Source organism: Alphaproteobacteria bacterium (assembly GCA_040216735.1).
In the GTDB taxonomy this organism is placed as follows: domain Bacteria; phylum Pseudomonadota; class Alphaproteobacteria; order SHVP01; family SHVP01; genus CALJDF01.
In genome coordinates this window covers 162928-189355 of record JAVJOO010000003.1, presented here as the reverse complement: position 1 = coordinate 189355, position 26428 = coordinate 162928, and the positions used below count along the sequence as shown (strand labels likewise).

At 62.7% G+C, this 26428-nt stretch carries 23 protein-coding genes and 1 pseudogene; 9 read left to right on the top strand and 15 right to left on the bottom strand.

Features of this window, described 5'->3' with window-relative positions; genetic code table 11:
* The first annotated feature begins 35 nt into the window (after positions 1 to 35).
* The 3 genes from RID42_09010 to RID42_09000 all read left to right on the top strand — a co-directional run bounded on the left by RID42_09010 (position 36) and on the right by RID42_09000 (position 1914).
* The gene (locus tag RID42_09010) at positions 36 to 374 is read left to right on the top strand and encodes a TraR/DksA C4-type zinc finger protein (protein MEQ8247810.1); all 339 of its coding nucleotides are present in this window, start codon (positions 36 to 38) and stop codon (positions 372 to 374) included.
* Positions 375 to 440: 66 nt separating this feature from the next.
* Positions 441 to 1124 carry an MIP/aquaporin family protein gene (locus RID42_09005; GenBank protein MEQ8247809.1) on the top strand — a complete coding sequence of 228 codons (684 nt, stop codon included), beginning with the start codon at positions 441 to 443 and terminating at the stop codon, positions 1122 to 1124.
* Positions 1125 to 1209: 85 nt separating this feature from the next.
* The gene (locus tag RID42_09000; GenBank protein ID MEQ8247808.1) at positions 1210 to 1914 is read left to right on the top strand and encodes a cupin domain-containing protein; all 705 of its coding nucleotides are present in this window, start codon (positions 1210 to 1212) and stop codon (positions 1912 to 1914) included.
* A 49-nt stretch (positions 1915 to 1963) separates the two neighbouring features.
* Here RID42_09000 and RID42_08995 read toward each other — a convergent pair whose 3' ends face one another.
* The 3 genes and pseudogenes from RID42_08995 to RID42_08985 all read right to left on the bottom strand — a co-directional run bounded on the left by RID42_08995 (position 1964) and on the right by RID42_08985 (position 3672).
* Complete coding sequence (locus RID42_08995) at positions 1964 to 2302, bottom strand: TIGR04076 family protein (GenBank protein ID MEQ8247807.1); 339 nt, start codon at positions 2300 to 2302, stop codon at positions 1964 to 1966.
* Between the two features lie 13 nt (positions 2303 to 2315).
* On the bottom strand, positions 2316 to 3371 hold the full coding sequence (locus RID42_08990) for an aldo/keto reductase (protein MEQ8247806.1): 1056 nt from the start codon (positions 3369 to 3371) through the stop codon (positions 2316 to 2318).
* A pseudogene (locus tag RID42_08985) lies at positions 3368 to 3672 on the bottom strand (hypothetical protein). Before RID42_08985 ends, RID42_08990 begins: the two are co-directional and overlap by 4 nt.
* Positions 3673 to 3767: 95 nt before the next feature.
* On the opposite strand from RID42_08985, the gene RID42_08980 reads away from it, so the two are divergent.
* Positions 3768 to 4931, top strand: coding sequence for a pentapeptide repeat-containing protein (locus tag RID42_08980; GenBank protein MEQ8247805.1), 1164 nt, complete (start codon positions 3768 to 3770; stop codon positions 4929 to 4931).
* A gap of 10 nt (positions 4932 to 4941) precedes the next feature.
* Here RID42_08980 and RID42_08975 read toward each other — a convergent pair whose 3' ends face one another.
* Both RID42_08975 and RID42_08970 read right to left on the bottom strand, forming a co-directional pair.
* Positions 4942 to 7344 carry a patatin-like protein gene (locus tag RID42_08975; protein MEQ8247804.1) on the bottom strand — a complete coding sequence of 801 codons (2403 nt, stop codon included), beginning with the start codon at positions 7342 to 7344 and terminating at the stop codon, positions 4942 to 4944.
* A 90-nt stretch (positions 7345 to 7434) separates the two neighbouring features.
* Positions 7435 to 7725: a hypothetical protein gene (locus RID42_08970; protein ID MEQ8247803.1), complete on the bottom strand. Its 291-nt coding sequence runs from the start codon at positions 7723 to 7725 to the stop codon at positions 7435 to 7437.
* A gap of 295 nt (positions 7726 to 8020) precedes the next feature.
* Between RID42_08970 and RID42_08965 the strand changes: the two genes are divergently transcribed.
* Both RID42_08965 and RID42_08960 read left to right on the top strand, forming a co-directional pair.
* Complete coding sequence (locus tag RID42_08965) at positions 8021 to 8983, top strand: DUF1932 domain-containing protein (protein MEQ8247802.1); 963 nt, start codon at positions 8021 to 8023, stop codon at positions 8981 to 8983.
* A 228-nt stretch (positions 8984 to 9211) separates the two neighbouring features.
* Positions 9212 to 9403 carry a hypothetical protein gene (locus tag RID42_08960; GenBank protein ID MEQ8247801.1) on the top strand — a complete coding sequence of 64 codons (192 nt, stop codon included), beginning with the start codon at positions 9212 to 9214 and terminating at the stop codon, positions 9401 to 9403.
* A gap of 68 nt (positions 9404 to 9471) precedes the next feature.
* Here the strand turns inward: RID42_08960 and RID42_08955 are convergent, their stop codons facing one another.
* The 3 genes from RID42_08955 to RID42_08945 form a co-directional block, all read right to left on the bottom strand.
* The gene (locus RID42_08955; GenBank protein ID MEQ8247800.1) at positions 9472 to 10248 is read right to left on the bottom strand and encodes an alpha/beta fold hydrolase; all 777 of its coding nucleotides are present in this window, start codon (positions 10246 to 10248) and stop codon (positions 9472 to 9474) included.
* Positions 10249 to 10386: 138 nt separating this feature from the next.
* Positions 10387 to 11955 carry an ABC transporter substrate-binding protein gene (locus RID42_08950; protein ID MEQ8247799.1) on the bottom strand — a complete coding sequence of 523 codons (1569 nt, stop codon included), beginning with the start codon at positions 11953 to 11955 and terminating at the stop codon, positions 10387 to 10389.
* 135 nt (positions 11956 to 12090) lie between these two features.
* The gene (locus RID42_08945; GenBank protein ID MEQ8247798.1) at positions 12091 to 13023 is read right to left on the bottom strand and encodes a hypothetical protein; all 933 of its coding nucleotides are present in this window, start codon (positions 13021 to 13023) and stop codon (positions 12091 to 12093) included.
* Between the two features lie 104 nt (positions 13024 to 13127).
* On the opposite strand from RID42_08945, the gene RID42_08940 reads away from it, so the two are divergent.
* Positions 13128 to 14144 (top strand): phosphotransferase, encoded by a 1017-nt coding sequence (locus tag RID42_08940; GenBank protein MEQ8247797.1) that lies wholly within the window; start codon positions 13128 to 13130, stop codon positions 14142 to 14144.
* A 173-nt stretch (positions 14145 to 14317) separates the two neighbouring features.
* The gene (locus RID42_08935; protein ID MEQ8247796.1) at positions 14318 to 17023 is read left to right on the top strand and encodes a FecR domain-containing protein; all 2706 of its coding nucleotides are present in this window, start codon (positions 14318 to 14320) and stop codon (positions 17021 to 17023) included.
* A 67-nt stretch (positions 17024 to 17090) separates the two neighbouring features.
* Here RID42_08935 and RID42_08930 read toward each other — a convergent pair whose 3' ends face one another.
* The 6 genes from RID42_08930 to RID42_08905 form a co-directional block, all read right to left on the bottom strand.
* Positions 17091 to 18131, bottom strand: a complete 1041-nt coding sequence (locus RID42_08930; protein MEQ8247795.1) for an NAD(P)-dependent alcohol dehydrogenase — start codon at positions 18129 to 18131, stop codon at positions 17091 to 17093.
* A gap of 57 nt (positions 18132 to 18188) precedes the next feature.
* Positions 18189 to 19406, bottom strand: coding sequence for an acyl-CoA dehydrogenase family protein (locus tag RID42_08925; GenBank protein MEQ8247794.1), 1218 nt, complete (start codon positions 19404 to 19406; stop codon positions 18189 to 18191).
* A 55-nt stretch (positions 19407 to 19461) separates the two neighbouring features.
* Positions 19462 to 20460, bottom strand: coding sequence for an NAD(P)H-quinone oxidoreductase (locus RID42_08920; GenBank protein ID MEQ8247793.1), 999 nt, complete (start codon positions 20458 to 20460; stop codon positions 19462 to 19464).
* 31 nt (positions 20461 to 20491) lie between these two features.
* Positions 20492 to 21379, bottom strand: coding sequence for an aminotransferase class IV (locus tag RID42_08915; protein ID MEQ8247792.1), 888 nt, complete (start codon positions 21377 to 21379; stop codon positions 20492 to 20494).
* A 95-nt stretch (positions 21380 to 21474) separates the two neighbouring features.
* Positions 21475 to 23763: a N,N-dimethylformamidase gene (locus RID42_08910; protein MEQ8247791.1), complete on the bottom strand. Its 2289-nt coding sequence runs from the start codon at positions 23761 to 23763 to the stop codon at positions 21475 to 21477.
* Between the two features lie 23 nt (positions 23764 to 23786).
* Positions 23787 to 24116 (bottom strand): hypothetical protein, encoded by a 330-nt coding sequence (locus tag RID42_08905; GenBank protein ID MEQ8247790.1) that lies wholly within the window; start codon positions 24114 to 24116, stop codon positions 23787 to 23789.
* Between the two features lie 163 nt (positions 24117 to 24279).
* On the opposite strand from RID42_08905, the gene RID42_08900 reads away from it, so the two are divergent.
* The gene (locus RID42_08900) at positions 24280 to 25821 is read left to right on the top strand and encodes a GNAT family N-acetyltransferase (protein MEQ8247789.1); all 1542 of its coding nucleotides are present in this window, start codon (positions 24280 to 24282) and stop codon (positions 25819 to 25821) included.
* 133 nt (positions 25822 to 25954) lie between these two features.
* Here the strand turns inward: RID42_08900 and RID42_08895 are convergent, their stop codons facing one another.
* A complete protein-coding gene (locus RID42_08895; GenBank protein ID MEQ8247788.1) occupies positions 25955 to 26425 on the bottom strand; it encodes a DUF2214 domain-containing protein in 471 nt (156 codons plus the stop codon).
* Positions 26426 to 26428 lie beyond the last annotated feature (3 nt).

Here is a 26428-nt window from a genome sequence, read left to right as displayed (position 1 = left end):
CGGCGCCCTGGCGCGGGCCGGGCAACCGCTAACCGATGGGGGACGATACTGCGGCATTTCGCGCCCGCCTGCACGAAGAAGCGCGCGCCCTGGCCGCGACCGCGGCGCGGACCGCCGCGGAACGCGTCCCTGTCCAGCTTGACCAGCAAAGCGTCGGACGGTTGTCGCGGATGGATGCGCTCCAGGTCCAAGCGATGGCCATGGCCGAGCAGGTCCGGCGCGACACGCGGCTGCGCCAGGTTAACGCGGCGCTGAAACGGCTCGACGACGGCATGTTCGGCGACTGCGTAAGGTGTGGCGAGATCATCGAGGACAAGCGCCTCGACGCCGACCCAGCTGCGACCCTGTGCATCATGTGCGCGCGCGGCGGTTAAAGTTTGTCTGTCAAATAACCGTCATCTAACGGTCGTAGTGTCCCCTCCCCCAACGGTTCTATTGCCATGATTCGCCCGTTTTCCCTTTCGCGCCGCTTGATCGCCGAAGCCCTTGGCACATGTTTGCTTGTGGCGACCGTGGTGGGGTCTGGCGTCATGGCAGAAGGCATGGCCGGCGGGAACGGCGCGATCGCCCTTCTGGGCAACACGATTGCGACGGGCGCAATTCTCTTTGTTCTGATTACCGTGTTTGCCGACTTGTCCGGCGCCCACTTCAATCCTGCCGTGACACTGGGCTTCCTGCTGCGGCGCGAGTTGCGCCCGGTTCACGCGGCGGCTTATGCCGGAGCGCAGATCGCGGGCGCGGTCGCCGGGACGATCCTCGCCCACGCCATGTTCGCCCTGCCCTTGATCCAGTCGTCGCCAACCGCGCGCTCCGGTGCCTCGCAATGGCTAGCGGAGGGGGTCGCGACCTTCGGGTTGCTGTTGACGATATACGGTTGTTTGCGGTTTCGTCCGCGCGCCGTGGCGCCTGCCGTGGCGCTCTATATCACCGCCGGTTACTGGTTCACGGCCTCTACCTCGTTTGCGAATCCCGCCGTCACGATCGGACGGACGATGACCGCTTCGTTCTCCGGCATACGTCCTACAGATGCCCCGGGCTTTATCATCGCCCAATTGGTCGGCGCGGCGGTGGCGACGGCGATCCTGGCGTGGCTCTTCACTAAGCCGCACACAGCGTCGCGCTGACCGGCCCGCGGACGGTACGCACGGCGGGCCGGATTCCGCGTCGCGGATGGTTTAGGATGGCCACCTTCTCCAGAGGAGGGCTGCCGTGCGACCGCATATTCCCCATCTCGATACGACGGCAATGGATTGGGCAACGCCCTTCCCCGGTCTGTATTCGAAGGTTCTCAGCGTCGATCCCGATACAGGTGCCCGCACCGCGATCCAGCGGTTGGTGCCAGGCGAGGGATATCACGCCCCCACGGTCGCGCATTACCACCATTCCGCCGAAGAAATTTTGGTCCTCAAGGGGCGGCTGTCGTTCGATAGCCAAACCTATCTCGGCGCCCACGGATACTGCTTTCATCCGCCCGAGACCGTTCACGGTTTCAAAAGCGATGTCCCGGTCGAGACCTGGTTCCTGTCGCGCCACTCCAAAAAGATGTGCACCCATGAGGTGCCGACACCGGAGAAGCTGGAGTACTACCCCGTGAACGGCGCGACGCCGGCCCGCGGTTGGGCAGCGGTGCCCGACGCGACCGCGGATGGGTGGCACGACGGCGTGAAAGTCCTCGGCGAAGATCCCGAGACCGGCGAGGGCTCGAAGTTCGTGCGCCTAAATGGCGCGGCCCCCGACCTTGGGGTGCGCGACGGATTCTACGTGGAGTTTTTCGTGCTCGATGGCGCCCTTGAAAGCACGGACGGCGAAACTTTCGACGCGGGTGCCTACGGCAGCTACCCGCCGGGCGCGCTGCGGCCCACGTTCGCCAACGCGAAAAAGGCTCTGGTCTACGTGAACTACGGTCCTGCCTAGTACCCAACAGCAGAAAATTCTGCGCGGACCAACCTTTCGGTTCGGCCCCCTAGGTCGTCAGAGGTTCGGCGCTGTGGTCGGCGTGGCGGTAGGTCTTGGAATCGAGGCGGGTGATCCTAAAACCGGCGCCGCAATGGGGGTCGGTGCAGCCGATCACGGCATCGGTGGTCATCCAGTCGGCGTCCTGCGTCGGGCGCTGACGCGCAGGGACGAAGGGCAGAACGGCGAGCAGCGCGTAGAGGCCGAAGCCCTGACCGGGCGGAAACTCCACCCGGCTGCCGCGGACATAGAAAACCTCGCCCAATTCGTGCTTGCAGATCAACCGCTTGGCGAGATCGTGGTGCACCACCTCGACAGCGAGGTCGTAGAGTTCGAATGCGTCAGCCACCGGCTCTCTCCTATTAGCGGGCGCCCGCGCCCTTGCGGTTCTGGTTCTTCCAGTTCATCGCCGTATGCGGACCGTCGGGGTCGCGTTCCAGCGTGTAGCAGTCGCCCGCCGGGCCCGGCGCGGCATTGCCGACGGCATCGATGGCCGACATGTCTTCAGCGGAGAGCCGTAGATCGTTGACAGTCAGGGTGTCCGCAAGGTGTGCGTCGGTCCGGGCACCGACGATTGCGGTTGCGACGCCCGGCTTGCTGAGGACATACCGGATAGCGACCGCGGCGAGCGACACGTTGTGGTGGCGGGCAACACCGGCCAGGGCCTGGAGCAGCGATTGCAAGGCGCCCCAACCGCCGAACTCCTCGACCATGAGGCGGTATTTTTGTTGCGAACGATCGGCCGGCGTATCGGGCGCCGGTTGTCCCAACCAACGGTCGGACAAAAAACCGCCGGCGATCGAGCCATAGCATTGCAGGGCGATCCCGTGGGCCTGGCACAGCGCGGCCATGCCCCGTTCCGGGCGCCGATCCAGCGCGGAATACTGCACTTGATGGCTTACAACGCGAACACCTGCGTTGAGAATTTCTTCGAGGCGGGGGCAGTCGAAGTTGGTGACGCCAAGGTGGCCAATCTTGCCCGCCGCCTGCATGTCGGCGAGCCACAGCATACTGTCGACGTAACCGGGTACATCGTAATCCCACCAATGAAACTGGATGAGGTCGAGCCGGTCCGTACCGAGGCGCATGCGTGCCCGGTCGACGATCTCTTCGATGTCGGCGCGCTTGATGCCCGGTTGCACCTCGCGGTCGGGGACGAGCTTGGTCTGGACCGTTAACCGTTCCGCCAGATCGGGGTGGCGCACCCGAAATGCGCCGATCAACTCCTCGACACCGACGTAATGGTCGGCACAGTCGAAGTTGGTAATGCCTGCCTCGACAAAACGGCGCATCCCCTCGATGGCCCGATCCTGGGCAATCTTGGGGCCATGGCGTTCGGCGAGTTGCCAGTTGCCTTTGGTCAGCCGGCTGACGGTGAGCCCGGGGGCGAGTTCGTAGCGTTCGAGGTGGCCTGTCATAGCCGCCGAGTATACCGGGATCGCCCCAGCCGTACACGACCGGGGCGCCACGGTTTCTCGGGCAATTTTGGTTGCGCGACGAGGCGGAGGTAGGGCTCAGGGTCTTTCAGCCAGCCGGGTATTTCTTCTTTGCATCGGCGTCGGACACAGACGGCACGATGATGACGTCCTCGCCGTTTTTCCAGTTGACCGCCGCCGCAACCCAGCGACCTGCAGTGGGTTGCATCGAATCGAGGACGCGGAGAACTCCGTCCAAGTTGCTGCCCGTCGTCATCGGGTAGGTAAGGATGCGTTCGATCTCGTGGATCGCAACAAGCGTTCGTCGAAACTCAATCAAATGCGCTCAAAATCCGAATCGATACTGCGGGCGAGCCGGGCTGAATCCCGTTAGCATTGATGGGGTACCCGACCACCAAGGACAACATTATTTTGGAAGCCTTAGACGCCCAGGCACTCGTTTCTATCATGCGCGATCACGCACGTTTTGCGACCGGTAAGCCGGGCGGCAAGCGTGCGGATCTGCGTGGTGCCAACCTCTCCGGGCTGAAGTTGCCTGGCGTCAATCTGCGTCAAGCATCGCTGGTGGGCGCCGACCTGTCTCGGGTCGACTTCACCACCGCCGACTTGAGCGGCGCCGACCTGTTCGGGGCAAATCTGTCGGGCGCCAACCTGACGCGGGTCAATTTTGCGGACGCCGACCTCCGCGGCGCCCGGTTTCGCGGCGCGGTTCTCAAGGGCGCAAACCTTGCCGGCGCGGACCTGCGTCCCGGTAAGGCGAGCCTAGGCGCCGCGGAAACCAGAACCGACATGACAGGTGCAAACCTCGAAGGATCGATCCTCCGAAAAGCGCGTCTTTTGTTTACGACGTTGAAACGGGCCAACCTAAAGAACGTGGACGCCGAACAAGCCAACTTCGAGAGCGTCGATTTCGAGGAAGCCGATCTATCGATGGCGAATTTGGCCGGCGCCAAACTCGACTCCGCCGACCTGACAGCGGCAAACCTCTCAGGCGCAAACCTTGAGGGTGCCAGCGTGATGGGTTCGCAGTTTCGCGGTGCGCTTCTTGCCGGGGCATCGATCGACGCACGCGGGGCGGACGACGCACTGCGCGCCATTCTCTCGTTGCCAGATACCCTGCAATCCCAACTGCGTGACCATGCCACATGGGCGGCGTCGAACGGCGACCGCGGGCACCGGCTCAACCTTGAGGGCGTAGACCTTACGGGATTCGACCTACCCGGCGCATACTTGAGCGGTGCCAGGCTCGTCGACTGTAGTTTTGCCGGCGCCAATCTGCGCGGAGCGAAATTGGAATTGGCCGACCTGACCAACGGAAATTTCGAAGGCGCGAACCTCGCCGCATCCGATTTGCGCGGTGCAAAACTACGCGGCGCGGTTCTGCGTAAAGCCAATCTGACCGGGGCCGATCTTCGCTCAATGCAGGTGCGTAGTTTGGACGGACAAGATGTCGGCTACACCCGCTACGCCGATCTTACCGGGGCCGACATGAAGAGCGCCAATACCCGGGGGATGAGATTGGAAGAACCCTCGGCTGCCTAACCACGGAGTCTCAGAGCTGCGCCACTTCTTCGCCGACCCGATCCAATACGTCGGCGATCTTCGAGAGTGTCGCGCTCTCCGACGCGAGGATCGCCTCGAACAGGCGTTTCTTGATGCTGACGGCGTCTTCGTCCGGTACCGCGCCCTGCTTGGCGGCGGCGTCCAAAACCAGATCGACCAGCCGGTCCGCGGCGTGCAGCCGTCCCCAGAGATAGTCGTTTTCGCGCCGTTTGCGGCTGAAGAAGGCGCCGAAGTGGCCGAAGTCGACGCCCTTCAAGGTGGCGCGCGCGCCGCCCTTGCGAATGGTGTCGGCGTCAGCCGGGCTGATGCGGTGGACTCGGATCTCTTCATAGTCCTCGGCTTCGCGCCAGTTCGAGGCGATGAACGTCAAGGGATCCCAGTACGCAAAGCCGATGTAGGCCGTCAGCAGATCGGCGCGGACCTCTTTCCATGAACGGGGCAACGCGGCGAGTGTTGCATCGATACGGCCGTTCTGGTTCTTCAGATCGATCTCCCGCGCCAAATCCGCCATCAACGGATCCAACGCGGCAACGTTCATCGAACCCGGATCGACGCCGAAGGCGTTTCGGATCGAGCGGATGAGGTCGACGCTGGCGAAGGCCGCGGAGTTGCGCGCCCGCATCGACTCGGCGACCTCATAGAGCGTGCCCTTCAACCTGTTGAAGTCGTCAGCCGTCGGACCACCGTTGGTCTCAAGATCGATACGGGCATAGGTCATATTGAGTTGACGAATTACAAACCGTAATCGGCGCGATCGGAACGGCAAATCGAACTGCAACATGAACCGCACCCACGCCGGCGGGGTCCGACGCAGAACATTGTCGGCGACCGGGATGGGACCGTCGGCAATGAGAATGTCGTTCGAGCGGCACCACGATTCGAACAGCGCCGCCACCGCCACGGCCTCCGGCGATTCGGGTTGGAATCCACCGAGCTCGCTGAGCAGAGCGGCAACAAAGTCGATCACCGTTTGTAGTTTTTGGCGGACGTAAGCCTCGTAGGCAAAGCCGCCTTCGCGCGCCGCTTCGGCGTTCGCTGCCTCGCGCAAATTGGCAAGGTCTTGCGGTTTCGAGACCCGCTCCAGCGAGCGGCCGCTGAGTTGCCTTACCTTTTCCGACACCTGCGGGCGCGACGCCTCGACACCCGCCCTCAGACGGCGGACGCGGCCGTTGTAGCTGCGTACCCAACTAAGTTCGTCGAACACAGGTTCGTTGCGCGGTAGATCCGATAGCGCGCCCTTCAGCGTGCTGAACCAGCCGGGCCGGCGGCCGTCTGGCGGTGGCGGTTCCCGCGCCGGGTCGGGGTCGATATAGACGACGCGCCGGTCGACCTGCCGATGGGCAGACCTACCACGAATGGCATCCATCGCCTGGGTAATCGGTTTGTTATTGAGTACCGAGCCGTCGACGAAGGATGTTAGCGCCGGATCGGTACCCGCTTGCACATAACGTGCGAAGTTCTCCCTAAGAAATGCTTCTCGTGTACGCCACGCGACGCCGCGGTCGGCGCAGATGCCGTCCATCTCACCAATTTGCGCCGGCTGAAAAGCGCCGGGAAAGGACGATGTCGCGCGCGCCGCAAAGGCCAACGACGGCACGTCGGCGGTGGTGAACTGACTATGCTCCTCGCCGCCGTAGTGGCGTTGGTAGGAAAATCCCAGGGTGTGGCGATGCTCGCGTTCGGTAACGAACGGCGGGTCGTACATCGGGACGCGTTGCGGATAGCCATAGAAATCGGTCAGGGTTACGACGAGATCGAGGCGTTGGCCGGGAGGAATTAGGGACGCACCTGGGTGCGCCGGTTCGCCCATCGCCACCATCGCGTCGAACAGCACGTTGGCGAGATAGGCGCCATCGAACGGTGGGCGGAACCAACGCGACCGCAAGAAACGTGACAGCTTTTCGCGCATTTCAGGATCGGTCTCCCGCGTCCGGCGGACGTAGGCGTAGATCAACGGCCTAAGGAACCACTTCGACCAGATGCGCGCCGCTCTATTCTCGGCGAGTAGTTGATTGATGTCCGCTGCCTCCAACCAGACGTCACGCAACGGACTAAGCGAGAGGTCGTGGGCGAGCGCGCGGCCCAAGATGACTCCGTTGATGCCGCCTGCGGAGGCGCCAGTGATGACATCGACCACCACACGCAAATCTAGGGTCTTCCCGATCGCTTGAAAAATCTCGAAGTAGACCTGCTCGGTATCGATTTCCGGATCGGCGCTGTGCACCGAAGAGCGATAGCTCGCGTCGGCACGCGTGGCGCCTTTCGGCCCGGCGTGGTAAGCCCGCGACGCCCGCACCAGCTTGAGGAATTCTTTAGTGACGCCGTGCATATAGACGGCGAGCGAAACCCCGCCGTAACACACGAGTGCAAGGCGCAACTCGACATCTTTCATTGTAAAACCGGGCTCCATTGGTCTGGCGCGAGCAACAATCCATCCTAGCTTGCCCGGACGCAAGATGGTGTATCGAGGATGTCGTCGACGCTAGAGAGGGCGCATGACGCTGACGACCCGGCCGACGATATCAACGGGCAGTGCGAGCGGCGTCCGGGTTTCGTCGTTGGTCCTGAACCCACCGCTCGATTGGCAGTAGCGGGCGAACGTTGCGTTGCCCCGGTCGCGTAACAGGTAGCAACGATCATGGATTAGTCTTCGGTCGCGCCAGTCTACAACGACCACCGCACCGCGCGGGAGCGTCGTCGCAGGATCCTCGTCGACGATGCGGAGGGTGAAGTACTCGGCGCTATTCCCGGTTCGGTGCGTCGTGCAGTCCATATCTCTTCCCTCGCGACACTTTCCCAGGGGAACAATGACCGGGCGAAAGGGCCCGGGGCCGCCCTGCCAATCGATCGAGTTACACGGCGACCACATTTGCGGGGATGTCGGTCCGGGGCGCGCCACCGACATCCGGTTTTCGCCTGTGACCGTCCGCAACCAAACCGGGAACTACGCCTCGGACCTGACGCTCCGCGACCCTAGATGAATCTCTTGCCCCCACTCGTTCTTGCGGGGAGTCACGTGCCTTGCGACTCGGGCGCTGGCGATCAAACCACCCAACTTTGACGCGAACATGGCAGCCGCGCCATCGCAAGCTCACGACGATGACGCGCCGGTGGAACGAACCATTGTCACGATTCCGGCCTATAGTGGCGTGATGAACGACATTATCGCCATCGTCGGTACCGGCGACATGGGACATGCCGTCGGCAGCGCCCTGCGCGACCATGGCCACCGGGTCGTGACCGATTTGACTGGACGCAGCGCCCGGAGCCGCCAGCTCGCCAAGATTGGCGGTTTCGAAGACTTGGGGAGTTTGGACGCCGTGATCGAAGCGGCGGACCTGTTCTTATCGATCGCCCCGCCGAGCGCCGCGCCCGCGATCGCTACCGAAGCCATCGCCGCAATGCGGCGGACGGGCCGCACCGTTCCCTACGCCGATTGCAATGCGGTGTCGCCAATAACGGTCATGGCGATAGCGCACCAGGCAGAGGCAGCAGGCGTTCCCTTTATCGACGGCGGCATCATCGGTCGCGCACCTGGACGTGACACCACACAGTTCTACGCCAGCGGGGCCGCCGCACACCATCTGACGGTTTTGGACGGCAAAGGCATGGCGGTCACGCTGCTATCGGACCGCATCGGCGATGCGTCCGCCCTAAAAATGTGTTTTGCGTCGATCACCAAGGGAACCAACGCGCTGTACGCCGCTGCGCTGATCGCTGCCGCCCGTTACGGGCTCGGCAATGCCTTGGCGGCGGAAGTCGCGCGGCGCGCACCCAACGCATGGCAGGCCATGAACGGCGCGGTGCCTTGGCTCGCCGCTGACGCCGAACGTTGGGTTGGCGAGATGGAGGAAATCGCCGCCACTTACGATGCAGTCGGATTGCCGGAAGGATTTCACCAGGGCGCCGCGGCATTGTTCCGTTTGCTCGCCGCTACGCCGCTCGCGGCGGAAACCCGAGAAACGCTGGATAAATCGCGCACACTGGAAGAGACAGTGGCGATCTGGGCGAAGGCGGCCGGCACACACTAAGGGCGGAGGTCGTCGCGCGCCGCCGTCGACGGCAACTCCCGACCCTTGCTATTACCGGTCCGGAGTCCGATGGTGGCGGCATCCAACTTGAGGCTGGAGCGTCCGCAGACACTTTGGCGCGGACCGAGCGCCATAGTTCGCCCCTCTTTTCTCGCGAAACCGTCCGCGTAGTATTCCGGCCGCGGCCCGTACGCTGGTGCGCCGTACCGGCACTACACAGGAGGATTCATGACAGCGACTTTCCGCGTCGGACAGAACGTCCGGTTGCGCCGCGATCCGATGAACCGCACCGCTGCGATAGGCGAGTACAAAGTAGTGCGCCTCCTCCCCGACAGCGGTGGCGACGTCCAGTACCGCATCAAGAGTGTGCTTGAGCCCCACGAACGGGTGGTCAAGGGCAGCAGTCTCGAGCGCGCCTAGCTAGTTGCAGCCCCGGGGTCTAGCAAACCTGCTGCGCAATGACCGTTTGGTGAGCGAACCGCTGCAGCCTAACGCCGCGACCGGCGCGACTCGAGAAACGCCAACACCATCTCATTGAAGGCCCCGGGCGTTTCCCAGTAGGGGGCGTGGCCGGCGGTCTCGATCGTTGCAAACCGCGCACCAGGAATCATCGCACTCACGCTCTCGAGGAGCGACGGCGGGAAAAACGTATCGTGACCGCAGGCGATCACCAACGTCGGGACTGCAAAGCCTGCCATATCCTTGGGATCGATCAGGTTCGCCCCGAGGCGTGACGCCAAGAGCTCGATCTGGCCGTTGTGACAAGATATTTGATCGAATAGCCAGGCCATCGCCGGCGCACGAACCGGATAACCGGGGGCCAGGGCAAACCGCGAGAGCCGCCCAGCGAGCGGCGCCGCATTTTCTACCGGTGCCTCGCCGCTTCCCGCAGGCGGGGCGAGCCCGCCGGACGTAGCCACAAGGACGAGGGCAGAAATCCGTTCCGGTGCGGCCAGAACCGCTTGCAGGGCCCCCCACCCCGCCATCGACTGGGCGACGACCGCCGCCCGTTCGATTGCCAACGCATCCATCACCGCCAGAAGGTCGCCGCCAAATTTCGACGGCTGAAGATCGGCTGGCGCGCAGATAGAGCGACCAAAGCCACGGTGGTCGTAAAGCACGGTGCAGTAGTGCGCTTTGAAGACGGGCACCTGCTGAAACCAGCTAAGCGTGTTGCCTTCGGCACCGTGAGCAAAGACAAGCGCCGGGCCCTCGCCGTGGGTCTCGTAGTAAATCTCGGCGCCGTCGTGTTCTACGTAGGGCATACGCGGTCACCTGATGAGACGCGAAGGCGGACGTGAAGGAACCACACCCTAAGGCACTTTGGGTCAACCGCCCTAGAACACCGTAAAAAAAGAAGGGCCGCCGCAGTCACCCGCGCCGGCCCCTCCGATCTGTCCCGATTAGTTGAGCGTAATTTCGTGAAAATTGAACCGTTGGATCGTGTTCGTAAATCCCTGAACTCGCTTGTTAATTCCCGTCAGGTCGGTCAACTCTACGAAGAAAAGGTTGGGAGCGTGATCGTGGTTGAACGCCATGAGTTCCTGGATCAGCTTACGGCGCTTCTCCACATCGAACTCGCCCATCGCCTTATCGAGTAAAGCAGTTTCTTCCTTGTTGCAGTTCGACGGTAGCTCTCCCTTTTTACAGGTCAGGTTGGGATACGAATCGAACGGGATAGCGTTGAAGTTGTGGCAGGCGTTTGAAAAAATGTCCGAGAACCCCATCGTTCCGTCCGGCGCTTTTTTGCGGCCGAACCACATGTCCAACCACTGCGGGAACGTGATAACCGTCAACGTCGTCCGAATACCAACCGCGGTGAGTTGCGCGGCGGCAAGCTGATAGATCTCGTTGTCAGCCGGGAACGAACCTGGAATGACCATCGCCTCGGTTTCGAATCCGTTCTCGAATCCCGCCTCCTTTAGCAGAGCTTTTGCCTTTGCCGGATCGTAGGGGTAGGGCTTCACGTCGGGGTTGTAGCCGAACGTGTTTCGAGTGGCGCACTGGCCGCCAGGCACGGAGGTGCCGCCGAGGAGGTCACGTGCCATGGAATCGCGATCGACCGCATAGTTCGCCGCCTGTCGAACGCGCTTGTCATTGAAGGGACTGCTTTCCCGAACCGCCATGAAGCGCCACCCGAGTACCGACGGACGGTCGGCGAAATCGACCCGGTGGCCCGCCGCCTCGATCTGGTCTTTGGCGTCAAACGGTACGCCTTGGACGATGTCGACTTGGTCGGAGACCAGGGCCGAGACGCGCGACGCTGCTTCCTTGAGCGCTATGACCCTCAGGTTGCCGATCTGTGGCTTCCGCACCCCGTCGCGAAACGCGGTCGCATTGATTTCACCGTCGGTCCCGCCGCTATACTTGGGATTCATGTAGGGGCCGGTACCGACCGGCGCTTTAGAGAAATCCGCAGTCCCGAGGTCCTTTCGCACGTCGGTTTCGGGAATCCAGAAGCCCGCCAACTGGCGCGCCAACTCCGGGTTCGGCTGAGTGGTTTTGAATTCGACGGTATGGCTGTCGATCGCCCGAGCGGAGGCGACAAAGGCTTGGCGTTCATTGGTCGACTTGGCCACGGTGCCGGCAGCGTCGGCATCCTCGATCAAATAGGTGAACTGCGCCGCGACGTGATCCGCGGTGAGTTCCTTACCGTTGTGGAATTTGACGCCTCGCACCAGCGAGACCCGCCACGTGTTCGCATCGATGTTTTCCCAACCGGCCGCGAGAAGACCGGAGACCTCCCCCTTCGGGCTAACCATCGTCAGCGAATCGTAGAAGGGCCAAACGGAGTAAACGCTGGGCGACGCCGTTCCCTGTTCCGGTCGCCCGAAAGCCGGCGCAAGGCTCGCGGTCGCAAAACGGATCGTATCGTTTGCCGTTTGGGCCTGCGCGGTCGCCAGGGGCATCAGCATCGCCGCGGCGACACCCAATAAGCCGATAGGCGTTATGTTCCGATTTCGTTTTAGCATTTCTTGACCTCCCATGGGGTGAAGCGCCACGCTCCCTCAGCCTGACGAACAGCGATCATACGTGGGCCGCACGGCGCCAACGATCTCCACGAAACCGGCGTTGCACCATGCGGACAACGACCCGAGACGGCGAGGCTACGGCGTCGCCTCACAGACCAATTCCAGCCGTTCCCCAGCGGTTCCTTGGAGAGCCGCGACCCAAGCGCCGCCGTACGGAAATGCGTCGATTCGGACACCGCGATCCGCGAACGTCGGCGGCACCTGGTCGGCAAACACGGTGACGGACGAAATCCCGCCGGGTAGATAGCCGGGCCGCGCCTCGCGGGAGCGCGCTTCGAGTGGGTAGCCGTCGATTTCGATCATCCCCTGACGGGTAAGCCGCACCGAAGCCAAAAGATGCTGTCGCGTTTCCTCAAACCCGTAAGCTTGATTCAGGGCGCGAAGCATCGCGGTCCGAGGTGGCCTCCGCGTGACATCGAACCGGGACGCATACCAGTCCTGCGCGGCCGCAGCATCAGGTACACCGAGCACCGCGATAAACAATCGATCGACGGCGACCCGAGCCTGGGGCAAATGCGCCTTGTCCGGTTCGTCCGGGATTTGGGTGAGGTACAACACTTCGCCGGCGGGACCGAGTACCTGCATGGCTTGGATACTGCTCGTGCCGTTGGCGAGGAAATGCGGCCCGCTGAGCCGCTCGAAGACCGACCCCTCAAGACGTTGCTTCAAATCGACAACGTCACGGACGCTGATTTCGAGGGCGTTCCAACCGAATGTCCGGAACGGCGGGGTGTCGGCGACCGGCCCCTCGACGAACCTGACCCACTGATCGCCCCCACCGATCGCGGGGCGGAGGATGGCGAATGGTCGTCCGGTCTGGCGTGGCGCCTGCCACAGGGTGGCGAGGGCTTCGTCGACGACGCCTTGGGAGACGAGGCGATAGTCTAGGCATTCGGCATAATGTCGGACGCACGTATCGAGTGCGGTACAGGTAACGGTGGCCCCGGCGAGGGCACTCAGGCCAACGCCGCCGTCTGGCGCCCCTTCGGTCGTCGTTGCGGAATTCATCAACATCCCTCCCGATGGCCCTTCAATGCACCGGATGCCGGCATGGGAAGCGCGGCACCCGTCCTGTAGCATACCGCAGGCGCCACCGCGCCAAGGAGATCTCTATGGCCGCGCCACGCGATCCAGACCGCGCCAATCCGACGCAAGGTCGCCGCATCTTGCCGATCCTCCATTCGATCGTCGATGCCGACGCGCTTTGCGCCGAGATCGACGACCACTACGACCTGCCCCAACCGCTCCATTGCGAGTTGTTGGCGCGCGGAATGAACGATGTCTACGTGCTGCGGTGCGGCGGCGAGCGGCTGGCGGTTCGTTTGTGGAACGCGCGGGGACGCACGGCGGACGAGGTTGTCTACGAACTCGACTACCTCGATTTTCTGCACGGCGAAGGCCTACCAGTCTCCCCGGCCCTACCGACCCGCGCAGGGCCGGGCCATTTTTCCGTCGAAGCGCCCGAGGGCCGGCGCTACGTCGCACTTTTCCATTGGGCGGAGGGCGCGGAGATCGCGGCGGCCCCGACCGTAGAGAACGCCGCTGAATTGGGGGCGTTGATCGGGCGGCTGCACCTCGTCTCGCCACGGTTTCCCGGCGGCGACCGGCGCAAGCTCGACCATGCGAACTCGATCCGCCGGGACTTCCCTGCTCTGGCGCGACGGCTCGGCGACCGGCCCGAGGATCTCGCGTTCTACCGGCGGGTGGCGAAGGTCCTCCCCGACACGCTCGATCGACTCGGCCCCGAAGCCCCGATGTCGCCGACCCACGGCGACACCACCCCGTTCAACGCGTTCGTTAAATACGGTCGCGTCACGCTGATGGATTTCGAAACCTGCGGCTACGGGCACATGTCCCATGAACTCGGGAGTTTTTGCTGGTCCGCCGCGAAGAACAATTACCCGCCGGAGATCGCCGCGCACTTCCTGGCCGCCTACGACGCGGTGCGCCCACGCGACCAAGCTGAACGCGATCTGTTTCCGTTCTTCCAATGCGTCAAGGACTTTACGCAGCTGTGCGGCTTGTCGGCGGGGATCAACGCGGTGGGGTATGCGGCGTTCCGCTTCCGCGGATTCGACTGGGCGGCCGAATCGGTACGCCGGCATGTCCGTGCGGCAGGGCTGCTGTAGCCTCCCCTTTGCGCCCCTAGCTGGTGTGAGCGTCCGGATAAACTACCCCGGAGACGACTTTCTCTATAGTGACGCGGACATCCACCAACTAGCACGTCCAAGGCGGTGGTGACGCTGCTCCGTTGGGCGTAATCTCGCCCCGTTGCTGGTTCACAGTCTGGGAGTACCGTTCAGTGGCGATAATCCAAGTTTTTCTGCGGTCGATGGGGCTGGCGGTTATCCTCGCGGTATTCAGCTTCGGCACCGGCGGACAGGCCCAAAACACACCGGAAATCGGCGTCGCCGCGGCGGTGAACCCCAATGCGCAGGGGACGCCTCCCGCCGCCGAGACCCGGACGCTGGAAGTTGGCGTCAATATCCAGGCTAACGAACGGATCGTTACGTCGGCCGACGGCCAGGCGCAAATGCTGTTCTTGGACGAAAGCGCCTTTACCGTGGGGCCCAATTCCGACCTCGTGCTCGATGAGTTCGTTTACGACCCTGCGACCGGCACCGGCAAGATCGCGCTGAGCGCAACGAAGGGCGTCTTCCGGATGGTTGGGGGGAAGATCAGCAAGCGCACCCCGGTGACGCTGAAAACGCCAACAGCAACCATCGGTATTCGCGGTGGGATCGCGCTGGTCAACGTTGCCGACAATGGCGCGACGCAAGCAACATTCCTGTTCGGCGATCAAATGACGGTCGACACAGCAGGCGGTAGCCAGCAGGTCAATCGGCCCGGCTTCACGGTCTCGGCAACCGCGTCGGACGCGCCGCCGTCGAACCCAGCTCCGGCCACCGGAGATACCTTAAATGCGGCACTTGGTTCGCTAGAGGGCACCGCTCCGCCGCCGGCCGATGATGGCTCTCCCGCTCAACCGGCGGGCGGCCAGCGCCCCACCGACCAACGAGTCGCAAGTTCGAATCTCGGCGCGCTCGGTTCGGGCAACAGCCCCAGGGCTTTGGAGCCGGCAGCCCCCCCGGCTGGGCCACCGGCTGCGCAGGGCGATGGCGGGCAAACAGCTGAGAATACAACGGCCCAGGCTCAGCAAAACACCAACTTGAACCAGAACCTTGGCATTTCCATCACCGGCCTGACGGGGCGCTATCGCAGCCGGCAGCAATATCTCTCCAATACGTTCAACTCCAGTACCAGCACCATCAGCCCGGACACCAGCCGCAACATCGGATTCACCGGCGCATCGTCGTCTGGCGCAACCTTCACCGCGAACCTCGGCACTTCCACACTGTCGCTTCCGATCAAGAGCGGGACGTTCAGTTTGAGCAACGCCGGGACAACGCCCTTCGGGAGCGTCGACGGCACTGGCGTCCTCTCCTCTGACCAACGCTTTCTATTCTATGAGTTGACGGAGGGTAGCTCGAACAACCGGGCGTTCACGTTTGCAGGGATTCCCCTCGCGTCAGGATCGTCATCGACCTCGGGTTTCACCGTCTTAGCCTATTCGCTGCGCAACGATTTTCTCAACAGCACATCGACCGATATTCCGTTCATTTTTTCAGATGGCTCGGCGGTCTCGCGGTCATCGGCAAACGTTTCACCCTTCTACATCGCGCGACGCCCATCAACGTCCAGCGCTAGCGCCACGCTCCAAACAACACTGGCAATCGTCGGCCAAGGATCGTCGCAACAGTCGCTCCTTGTGGGGCACACCGGCACGTTCATCCTAAACAGCCAGAACCAAACTTCGATCACTGGCGGTATGCGCGGCATGAGCCGGACCAGCGCGACAAGCGCTTTGGTCCGTAGTTCTGGCGGTATTGGTAGCGTGCCCGACTCGAGCGGCGCCTCATTGTTTACCAACGCAAGTGGCGCTGTGTCGTATTTCGTCTTGAACAATGACTTCTACGGGACCGGAGAAAACACGCTGACGACGGCGTTGAGCGCACAAAAGCCCTTCGATTCCACAGCCGCGACGTTCTACTCCTACGACCATGTCGCAACGCCGACGACGGCGCCGAGCGGTATCGGGAACACGCGCACAGCGCGGACCTTGAACGGCTACGCCGCCGGCCTTGTCGAACGCAATACAACCACGGCGCTCCCTTCATTCATTATTGAGAACGACGACAGCAACACAGGTTCGCCTGGCGACCCGACTGCGGTGAAAATCATCACTGACCCGTCCATCAACCGGGTTAGCGGCGAGTTTGGCGTCCAGATCGAGGACGATAGCCGGAACTACGAACTCAGGTTTGGAACGACGTCGGGCACGAGCGGCCGGGGCACTTTCATCGACGACAACAATTTTGCCGCCCGCGAATCAAGCGCCTCCACCAGCACAATCAATTCGACAGCGGTTTCGGCGTTGCGTTTTTTCATGGTCAACCAGGAAGTCGTACCGACCACCGGTTTTCTCCCCAGCGGGGTAAGTTTTTGCACCTGCCAATTCCTGGAGTGGGGCTATTGGGTCGCCGAGGGCGTCGATGCCAGCAGCAACGTCGACCGGTTTCATCTCGCAACATGGGTGGCCGGTAAGTTGCCAGCGCTCGTCGATATCCCGATGACCGGTACTGCAACCTATAGCGGGCACCTCAACGGCTCGGTCGACAATAACGGCAGCCGCTATCAGGCCGTCGGTACGTTCCAGAATGCCTGGAACTTCTCAACCCACTCGGGCGCCGTCACCGTGACGAATTTCGACGGCTCGAACTTCTCTAACGTTTCTGTGTCGGCGAACTCGACGAACCGTCGCGACTTCGCCGGAAGCGGCTCCAATGGGACGAAGAGCATTTCGTTCCACGGCTCGTTCTTCCAAGGTGGCAGCGACGCGGTTGCCGAACAGGGTGGACAGTTCCACGTTATCGGCACCAACTACAAAGCCGCAGGGACCTTCGCCGCCAAGTCGGGAGGCATCACCACCAGCCCAGCCGCGCAGTAATCAGGAGCTGTTTGGCTGGCGGATCGGGACGAACCCACGCGATGCAATCGTTTTGGCGACCGAGAACCTATTGAATTCGGATCACGACCTTACCGAGTTTGTCGCCACCGGCCATGTAGGCAATCGCGTCGTTCACTTGGTCGAACGGATAGACGCGATCGATGATGGGTTCGACGCCGTGGGTTGCCATTTGGTCGATCAGGTTCACGAACATCGCGCGGCTGCCGACGATGATCCCCTTGATCGTCAAGCTCCGCATGATGAGGTTGCCGAGGCGTTTGGGCGGTTGCGGCACCGCGGCCTTGCGGTCGCGCGACACCGGGTTGGCGCCGACGTGGGCGATGACACCGCCGGACGCGCACGCCTCCAAGCATTGATCGAGTTCGGCCAGGCCGACGTTGTTGACGACCAGATCGGCCCCGCGACCGCCGGTCAGTTCCATCACCGCCTTCGACCATTCCGGCGTATCGGCATAGTTGATTCCGTCATCGGCGCCGAGTTCCTTCATGCGCGCCAGTTTCGCATCGCTTGACGACGTGACGATGGCGCGCGCGCCGGCCAGCTTGGCCCACTGCATTGCGAACACCGACACCCCACCCGTGCCGATCGTCACCACCGTAGCGCCGGGCTTGGCGTGGCCCGCTTCGACCACCGCATGCCACGCGGTTAGCCCGGCACTTTGCAACGTGCTGGCCGCCTCGTAGGAGATGCTGTCGGGCAACTTGATGAGCGCCGCGGCTGGAACGACAGCCTGCTCGACAAGGAAACCGTCCAGCGACATCGCGTAGTCTTCTTCGCGCATGGATTCGTCCCATGTGCCGTCGAGCCAGCGCCAATAGTGGGTCATGGTGACGCGGTCGCCCGGCTTGACGCCGGTGACGCCTTCGCCGACCGCGACGACGTCGCCAGCGTTATCCGACAACGGAATCCGGGTCGGCGGGATGATGCGGCCGAACTGATCGCCCTGCATGATCGTGAGGTCGCGGGCATTCAAACCGGTGGCGCGCATCTTGACCAAGGCTTCGCCGGCCTTGGGTACCGGATCCGGACGGTCGACCAATCGCAACCGGCCCGACTTAGCGAAATCCTGTATTTCATAAGCTTTCATGGCGTTCACCTCAGTGTGTCGGCTGGCAATTTCGACCGATCCGGTCCATCGGCGACTCTAGCTGATAATGGTGGGTGGCGGCGGCGTGCCAGTAATTTCGTAGGCACCGATCTGACGCAGCTTGGCGTCGATCGAATCGTGTACCGTGAGGGTCCGGGCGCTGCGCCAAAAGCGATCGAGGCGGTACTTGTTGCTGGTCGCCCGTCCCCCCGCGAGACGGTGTAGTTGCCCGGTCGATTCGAGCACGGCCTCGTTGATCGCGTATTTGGCGCGCATCATGTGGACCGAGACCGGACCGCGTGCACCGCCCAACCGCTCGAAGTCCCAGATCAACCGGGTCGACTCGCGCAGCAAAGCCTGCGCCCCGGCAAGCTGGGCCGAGAGGCGACCGGCATGCCATTGGTTGACCGGGTCATCGGCGGCCGACTCGATCGACGGCAGGTTCGGTCGCGCGAAGCTGCGCACGTACTCACATGTCACCTCGAAGGCGCCGAACCCCAGCCCGAGAATCACCGAATTGATCGCGGTTTGGAACAGCAAGCCGAATACGCTGGTTGGACCGAACATCGATTCAGCGCCGCCCTTGATCGAAAGGTGGTAGCGCGCTGGGATCGCGACGTGTTCAAAAGATACGGTGCCGCTGGCGGTGGCGCGCTGGCCCATATTGTCCCAGTCGTGGTGCAACCGGACGCCGTCGGCATCCATCGGGACAAGCGCGTAGGCGAGGCCCCCACCAGGGACGCTGTCGGAAATGACGGGGACGATACTGTACTGGGCGCCTTCGCTGCCGGTCGCGAAGATTTTGGTGCCGTCGATCACGTAGGTATCGCCTTGGCGCGTCGCCGTCGTCGAAAACTCGCCGCGGCGCGGGCCGCCTTCGGCCGAGGCGTTTGAGAAACGAATACTGCCGTCGAGAACCCCTGCGACGAGTTCGCGCTGGAGGTCCGAATCGATGTCGAGTTGGGTGCCCAACACCAAACGGGAAACGATGGTGTGAACGCTCCAAATCTGTGCGGTCGAGCTCTCACCAGCGCTGAGCTCGACGAGGATGTCGGAAAGCACATCCAGATCTGACGCGGTGCCAGAGTCCGACGCGAGTCCGCCCGTCCCCGGCGACACCAGCAGGCGCGCGAGCCCACTTTCTTGGAGCCGGCGCAGATTATCGAACGGGACCGCGCCGGTCCGGTCGACCTCCGAAGCAGTAGCCGCAAATTCTTGGCGGAGTTCCTTGGCCCGGCCGAGCATTTCTTTGCGCGTCGCGTCGTTGTCGCCCATATCTCCCCTCTTTTGCGGCGCTTTTCGCGGCGGCCCGGTCAGAGAACTGTTCCGCTTACGGCTCGACGGTAAGTACGATTTGACCGATGTGTTCGCTCGTTTCGAGGCGGTGGTGCGCCGCGACAGCGTCGGTCATCGGGTAGACCGAATCGATGACCGGACGCATCTTGCCTTGGTCGAGCAGCGGCCAGACGACACGCTCCATATCGTTTCGGATAGCGGCTTTTTGTTCCAGCGTTTGCCCGCGCAACGACACACCGGTGATGACCTGCCGGTTGAGCATGACCGCGGTCGTGCTGATTTGCGATTCGCGTTGGTCGCTCATCAAGCCGATGAACACCAGGCGACCTTCCGGCGCGAGCAGCGATTGGTTCTTGGGCACGTAAGGACCGACCACCATATCGAGGATCACATCGAGGCTGGCTGCCCCGCGCCGCGCACGAATGGCATCTACGAAATCTTCGGTCTTGTAGTTAATGCACAGCGTGGCACCCAGGTCTTCGCAGGCCCGGCACTTAGCGTCGTTCCCCGCCGTCGCATAGATATCGCCGTCACCCAACGCGCGCGCCAACATGATGGCCGTGGTGCCGATCCCGCTCGACCCGCCGTGGACGAGGAGCGATTCGCCCGCCCGGTAGCGACCATGCTGCATTAACGCCGTCCAAACGGTAAAGTGCACTTCCGGCAACGCGGCACCTAGGATGAAGTCGTAGCCTTTCGGCAAACGCAGCACCTGGGCCTGCGGAACGGCGCAATACGCCGCATACGCGCCGCCGACCACCAAGCCGCAGACCGCATCCCCGATGGAGAAACCCGTCACACCAGGACCCAGCGCTGCGATCTCGCCGGAGAGCTCGACCCCCGGTACGTCGACAATACCGTAGGGCGGCGTGTACTGACCGATTCTCTGTAGAATGTCGACGCGGTTGACGCCGATCGCCCGCGTCCGGATCAGTATTTCGCCGGCCGCGGGCTCAGGAATCGGGCGCCGCGCGACCCGCATGACTTCTGCGGCACCCCGTCCGTTCATCTCGATGACATTCATTTCTGACATGGTTGCTTCGGCCCCTCGTCCGCCAGGACATTCAGTCGTAGATCGGCGTACCGTCCTCACCCGACTCCCGCATCGCCCAATACAACCCGTCGAGTTTCTTGGTGATCGGCCCCGCCACCTCTCCGGCCAGGGGACGGCCCGAGACTTCGCGAATCGGCAAGGCACCGCCCGCCGTACTGGTTGTAAAAATTTCATCGGCGGTGAAAAGGTCGAACGCTGAAATATTGCATTCCCGTACCGGAACCCCGGCGCGCGCGGCGAGATCGAGGAAGACCTGGCGCGTAATCCCCCGCAGCACGCCCTCGCCCGGTGTGTGTAGGACGCCGCGTTTGACCACGAAAATATTCGACGCCGGCCCCTCGGCGACATGCCCGTTCTGGTCCAGCCAGATCACGTCGTCGTATCCCGCCTCGAGCGCCTCGATCTTGGCCAACTGGAAATGCAGCCGATCCACGCACTTGTAACGCGGGTCGAGCGTGTCGGGCCTGAACCCGCGCAGATGACTGATCATCAGGCGGATGCCGTTGGCTCGGCCGGCATCGTCGGCAAGGAACACGTAGGGCGCGGCCCACACAATTTCGGTCGGTTGATTGTCGCGCGGATCGGCGATGACCTGCTTGGAAACGCCGCGGGTTGCGATAAAGCGAATGTTTGCGTCGCGTAGCTTGTTGCGCCGCGCCGTTTCGATTATCGCGTCGCGCCAGCCTGCCCGGTCGAGCGACGGGTTGAGCCGGGTCGCGCGCAACGAATCTTCGAAACGTTCGAGATGCGCATCCAACCGAAACAGGTTCCCCTTCCACGCCGACACGACGTCGAACACGGCATCGCCCAGCAAGAACCCCTGGTCGAGGACCGAGATATTCGCTTGGCTGAGCGGCTTATAGGCACCGTCGATGTAGATTACGGGTTCATCTGCCACGGTATTTCTCCCCTTCTATTCGTGCTGTCTGTTTCTGTTCCAATTGTGCGGGGGACATCCCCCGCAACGCAACACATACACCGCCACCGATCGCCCTAGGGCGCGACGAAGGCCGCGTCATCGACGAACCGTCGGACCACGTTGTCGATCATCCGCGACGCGTTGTTGCGGTATCCGTTGGGCGACAACGATCCGGCAAAGGCGATCGAACCGGTCGAGAACACCGCCCCGCCACCCGGCGTTTCATAGAACACCATGTCCGCCCGGACCAACGGACTCGAGGTGCCGGTGATATTGGCCGCGGTGATGTGCAACTCTTCGGGCACGACCAGAAAGGTGTCGGTATGACCGCCCATCGTCGTTGCCAACACCAGGGCATGCGGCGGGGTGCCGTGGCGGCGGTCGGCCCGGTCGAGCTCGAACCCCCCGGCGGCGCCGCCAACAAGTCCCGTGTCGCCGATCGGGGCGCCCTCGGGAATACCGTCAAAGATGAAAGCCGCCCGCGGATCGCGGCTATCGGGCGTCGGCTTGTACGGCGCGGAGATATCGAAACCCTGCGCCGTGAATCCGACACCGCAGAGGGTTTGGGGTGGCCTGCCCTGGCGCAACCATATGCCGCCGTACTCGCCCGTGAAGCTGTGGTAGTACTCGCCCGGTTCAGCCATCCAGGTGCGTATCCCGCCTTCGGCGCGGCGCACTTCGATCACGCCGGGCAGGTCCTGGTGAAACGCAATACGCCAATAGAAACCGTTGCCGCCCATATAGATCAATCGCCCGCCCTGATTCTTGAAGGCATGCAGAGCGTCGAGCATCGCGGTCGAATAGTACTCAGGATGGGTGCCGGTCATGACGGCGCGGTAGCCGGACAACAGCTCCATACCTTCGTTGTGCAGATCCTCGTCGGTAATCACATCGAAGGCGTGGCCCATAGCCTCCAGCCAGTCGATGATATGCGTATCGGCGTTGTATTGGTGCAAACTCGAGCCGACCATGCCCGCACCGAACTGGTACTTGGGCCTCATGTTGATGACCGGACGCAGGCGCGAGGAGTAACATACGCCGCTTCCGTCGGCGTGATAGTCGTAGAGCGAATAGCCGATCTCGCGGTGTTCGTTCACATACATGTCACGGGCGGTGAACACAGCGAGGCGGCCAAGGCCCGACGAAGCCTCCCCGCTCATCAGCAGATGCTCGTTGGCATACGCCATATAGCTCGCGGTCGGGACGAGGAACGCGAGTTTTGCGCCCGGCCGGCCGCGCGGCGGGATAACGAAAAATGGGATGTACTCCTCGTGGGCGCCGCAAGTCAGGCGCGCCGCATACGAGCCGCTGCGCCAATCCGCCGGCACCGTGAGTTCGAAGTCGGGTTCCCAGCCGGCGTCGTAGAGATCGTCGTGATGGAAATGGATGGCACCATACTGATCGGGGCGATGACGCCAGTTCATCTCCTCGCCGGTCCAATTGTGGCCTTTGGCGGCGCGGGTAGGCAGGTTTTTCAGGGTACCGTCGAGTCGATTTGCCGCAACGTCGTGCACGCGGGTCGACTCGATGCCTTGCGAGAAATCCCACGCCGCGACGATATCGGCCACGAAGGCCGCAACCGGCGACGGGTGAACGCTGGCCGCGAGGTTGGGCGAAGACGCCGCCGCGAGGGCTTCGGCCTCGGTATCGTTGAAGGGTCGGCGCAGCAATCGAGGCGCGTCTATTTTTCCGTCGTAGTGGCCTGCCGTGATGACGCGCGCGCCCTCGGTACGCTCGAACCACGCGCCGATCGTCAGCGGCGCACCGTTGTCGAGAATTGGCACGACGTCGACCCGCTTCTCTGTTCGCGTGCGCGCTGCCGTACTTGGATGGTCGAAGAGCGGGATTTGGCGCAGAACAACCTTGCGCTTGTCGGCATCGAAGCTTGCGTCGAGGCGATACCATTCGCGCGCGATCAGCGGCGTCCCGGTCGACACCGTTTGCACACCGCCATCGCCGTTGCCGAGCCGCAGCGCCGGGGCGCCGGTCTCGTCGAGGATCAGGGCGAAGCCGCCGCGATCGGGCGACCATTTGGCGATCAAGCCCTGTTCGCCCCGCGTCGGCAACGTCGGCCAGACCATACATTGAACGTGAAAACTCGACAGGTTCGCAAGCTTCGGGTGGTCCGCCACCACTACGGACGACCCCGGATGGACCTGTTGAATCCGGCTCGAATAGGTCCCGGAAGAAGGCCCCTTAACCTCGATCTCTTTGTACCCGGGTCCATCGGGGTTGACGTCGCCGTGAACGATGCGCACGAAGTCCGCGGTGTAGTGGCCGCCGAGTTCACTGGAGACCATGAAGCGGATGGTTTCGCCGGGCCTTACGCTAAACCGATCCGGATAGCCAAGTATCTTGAGCATGCCTTACCTCCCCCCGACGTGCGTTACGCGATCTCCTGCCCGGTGAGCAGTGTCCAGCGGCGCCGAAAGACTTCCCATTCGGCTTCCTCGACCGAGCTGAAGACACGGTCCTCTTCCAGCACAACCGGGTCGCCAGGACGCGCGGCCATGCGGCCGATCAACCACTCTTTGTGGGGTGTGCGGCAGAACAGAACATAGTTCGGGCAGCGTGGATCGATCTGCATCTTGAGCAGAACGCGTTGCAGTTCCGCGGAGCGGAAGCCAATAGGCTTGGCGCGAAACTCCTCTATGAGCCGACCCTCGGGATCGACAATCTCGTAGGTGTCCACCCAATCTTGCGCGGGGTCGTACATGGGCCTGCCTCCCTCTCGTCCACCGGCCACTCGTTCCCACAAAGGTATCGAGCCAGCGGCTCAAGGGCAACGTGACACAGGGTCCCTCAATGCGCATGATCCAGCGCGCCTATGCTATTCCCCCAGGGAACGACTTGGAGCATCTCGGACGAGGGAACCAATTATGCCGGATATAGACCTAAGTGAATATGAGCGTTCGGTGCACGTGCGCCGGCTGCGCGCCGGCGACTACGACGCTGTTCGCGCCGTCCAGCAAAAGGCGTTTCAGACGATCGATCCGTGGACGAAGGAAGAATTCGAAAGCCAGCTCCGTACCTTTCCGGCCGGCCAGTTGGGGGTGGAGTACGACGACGACCTTGTCGGCGTGTCGGCGAGCCTGATTGTCGTTGGCGACGAGGCCCAGACCGCGCACGAATTCGAAGACATCTCCGACGAGGGATCTATCCGTAACCACCGCCAGGACGGCGATTACCTTTATGGAATCGACATTGCGATCGACCCGGAATTCCAGGGGAAGCGCCTCGCCCGGCGGCTTTACGATGCGCGCAAGGATATATGCCGCCGGCAAAACCTGAAGGGCATGATCATTGGCGGTCGGATCCCCGGCTACAGCGCTCACGCGGATGCTATGTCGCCGGAGGACTATGCCGAGCGCGTGGAGCAACGCCTTCTCGACGATCCGGTGCTCAACGCGCAACTTGCCAATGGGTTTCGCGTCCGACGGATCATGCACGGCTATATGCCAGAGGACGTGCAGTCGGCCGGGCACGCGACACTTATGGAATGGACCAATCCGGAATATCGCCAGCCGGATATGGCGGGCAGCCGGACTGCGCGGCTTTGCGTCGTGCAGTATGAAATGCGCCAGATATTGTCCTTTGGCGATTTCGCCCGCCAGTGCGAATTTTTTGTCAGCGCCGGTTCTGACTATCGCAGCGATTTTGTTCTCTTTCCCGAACTCCTGACCACGCAACTCCTTCCCCTCGTCGGCCACGCCCGGGGATACGAGGCGGCCAGGGCGATCGCGGCCTACACCCCGGATTATCTCGATCTCTTTACCGACCTCGCCATCCGCTACAACGTCAACATCGTCGGCGGTACCCACCTAACGGTCGAAGACGATGCCACCTACAACGTGGCCTACCTGTTCGGTCGCAACGGCAGTATCGACCGGCAGTACAAGATCCACGTCACGCCGAGCGAGGCAAGCCATTGGGGTGTCACCGGTGGCGACACCGTCCAGGTCTTCGATACCGACCGCGGCAAGGTGGCGATCTTGATCTGCTACGACATAGAATTTCCGGAACTTGCCCGTATCGCCGTTCACAAAGGTGCGGAGCTGATCTTCGTTCCGTCCAATACCGACATGCGCTCGGGCCATTTACGGGTCAGCCGGTGCGCCATGGCCCGGTGTATCGAGAACCACATTTACGTCGCGCAAGCTGGAGCGATCGGTAACCTACCCTCGCTCGACGCGGCCGAAGTGCACTATGCGCAGTCGGCAATCTATACGCCGTCGGACATCGCCTTCGACCGCGACGGCATCGCGGCCGAATGTACGCCCAACACCGAAATGGTGATCGTGCACGACCTCAACCTCGACACCCTCGCGCGCCACCGCTTCGAGGGCACCACCCGCAACTGGGACGACCGCCGCACCGACCTATACCGTCTGCATGTGCGCGACGGTAACGCGGAAATCTAGCGATTTCGGGCCGCCTGCCGCTCTTGGAGACTATAGGAACAGGGAAACATCACCGCCGTATCAGGGAAGCAATTCCTGTCTTGCAGGGAATTGGTGCGATCAAGGCCCAACGCATGCCAGCCGCAAGCTTCACTTAGGTGTCTGCGAACGCGATCAGCCGTCCGCAGATCAACGCACCGGACCAGCAAACCAGCGAAACCAACGCATGGACACTAAGGCTCCGGCGGCTTGCCGCGCGCAACCACAGCCCGTGGTTTGTATGTGCAGCCACCGCGGAGAGTACACCGGCAGCGATCAACAGAAGCTTGACTTGGAAAACCCCTACATCGGCGTATTCACGGGCACGCACCGAGAACAGGAGCAGCCCGCTCAAGATGGCGAGGACAAAGCCGAGGGTCGCCATGGGCACGAGCACACGCACGACCGCCTCGCGCGGGATTCCCGACCAGAGGCCGAGAAACCGCAACGCCAACGGGACCGTTGCGCCGAACAGCAGGCCGATGGCTGCAATATGTGCCGCGCTGAAGGCGGCGTAGAGCCACCGGGAGGTTCGAAGCGTTTCGACCAGGACGACCGCTTCGAGGGCGGCTAGGGTCTGCTCCAAAGG

Coding starts and splice junctions, on each gene's coding strand:
- RID42_09010 (MEQ8247810.1), top strand. CDS start 36: ATGGGGGACGATACTGCGGCATTTCGCGCCCGCCTGCACGAAGAAGCG.
- RID42_09005 (MEQ8247809.1), top strand. CDS start 441: ATGATTCGCCCGTTTTCCCTTTCGCGCCGCTTGATCGCCGAAGCCCTT.
- RID42_08990 (MEQ8247806.1), bottom strand. CDS start 3,371: ATGACAGGCCACCTCGAACGCTACGAACTCGCCCCCGGGCTCACCGTC.
- RID42_08980 (MEQ8247805.1), top strand. CDS start 3,768: ATGGGGTACCCGACCACCAAGGACAACATTATTTTGGAAGCCTTAGAC.
- RID42_08975 (MEQ8247804.1), bottom strand. CDS start 7,344: ATGAAAGATGTCGAGTTGCGCCTTGCACTCGTGTGTTACGGCGGGGTT.
- RID42_08970 (MEQ8247803.1), bottom strand. CDS start 7,725: ATGGACTGCACGACGCACCGAACCGGGAATAGCGCCGAGTACTTCACC.
- RID42_08965 (MEQ8247802.1), top strand. CDS start 8,021: ATGGCAGCCGCGCCATCGCAAGCTCACGACGATGACGCGCCGGTGGAA.
- RID42_08960 (MEQ8247801.1), top strand. CDS start 9,212: ATGACAGCGACTTTCCGCGTCGGACAGAACGTCCGGTTGCGCCGCGAT.
- RID42_08955 (MEQ8247800.1), bottom strand. CDS start 10,248: ATGCCCTACGTAGAACACGACGGCGCCGAGATTTACTACGAGACCCAC.
- RID42_08950 (MEQ8247799.1), bottom strand. CDS start 11,955: ATGCTAAAACGAAATCGGAACATAACGCCTATCGGCTTATTGGGTGTC.
- RID42_08945 (MEQ8247798.1), bottom strand. CDS start 13,023: ATGAATTCCGCAACGACGACCGAAGGGGCGCCAGACGGCGGCGTTGGC.
- RID42_08940 (MEQ8247797.1), top strand. CDS start 13,128: ATGGCCGCGCCACGCGATCCAGACCGCGCCAATCCGACGCAAGGTCGC.
- RID42_08930 (MEQ8247795.1), bottom strand. CDS start 18,131: ATGAAAGCTTATGAAATACAGGATTTCGCTAAGTCGGGCCGGTTGCGA.
- RID42_08925 (MEQ8247794.1), bottom strand. CDS start 19,406: ATGGGCGACAACGACGCGACGCGCAAAGAAATGCTCGGCCGGGCCAAG.
- RID42_08920 (MEQ8247793.1), bottom strand. CDS start 20,460: ATGTCAGAAATGAATGTCATCGAGATGAACGGACGGGGTGCCGCAGAA.
- RID42_08910 (MEQ8247791.1), bottom strand. CDS start 23,763: ATGCTCAAGATACTTGGCTATCCGGATCGGTTTAGCGTAAGGCCCGGC.
- RID42_08905 (MEQ8247790.1), bottom strand. CDS start 24,116: ATGTACGACCCCGCGCAAGATTGGGTGGACACCTACGAGATTGTCGAT.
- RID42_08900 (MEQ8247789.1), top strand. CDS start 24,280: ATGCCGGATATAGACCTAAGTGAATATGAGCGTTCGGTGCACGTGCGC.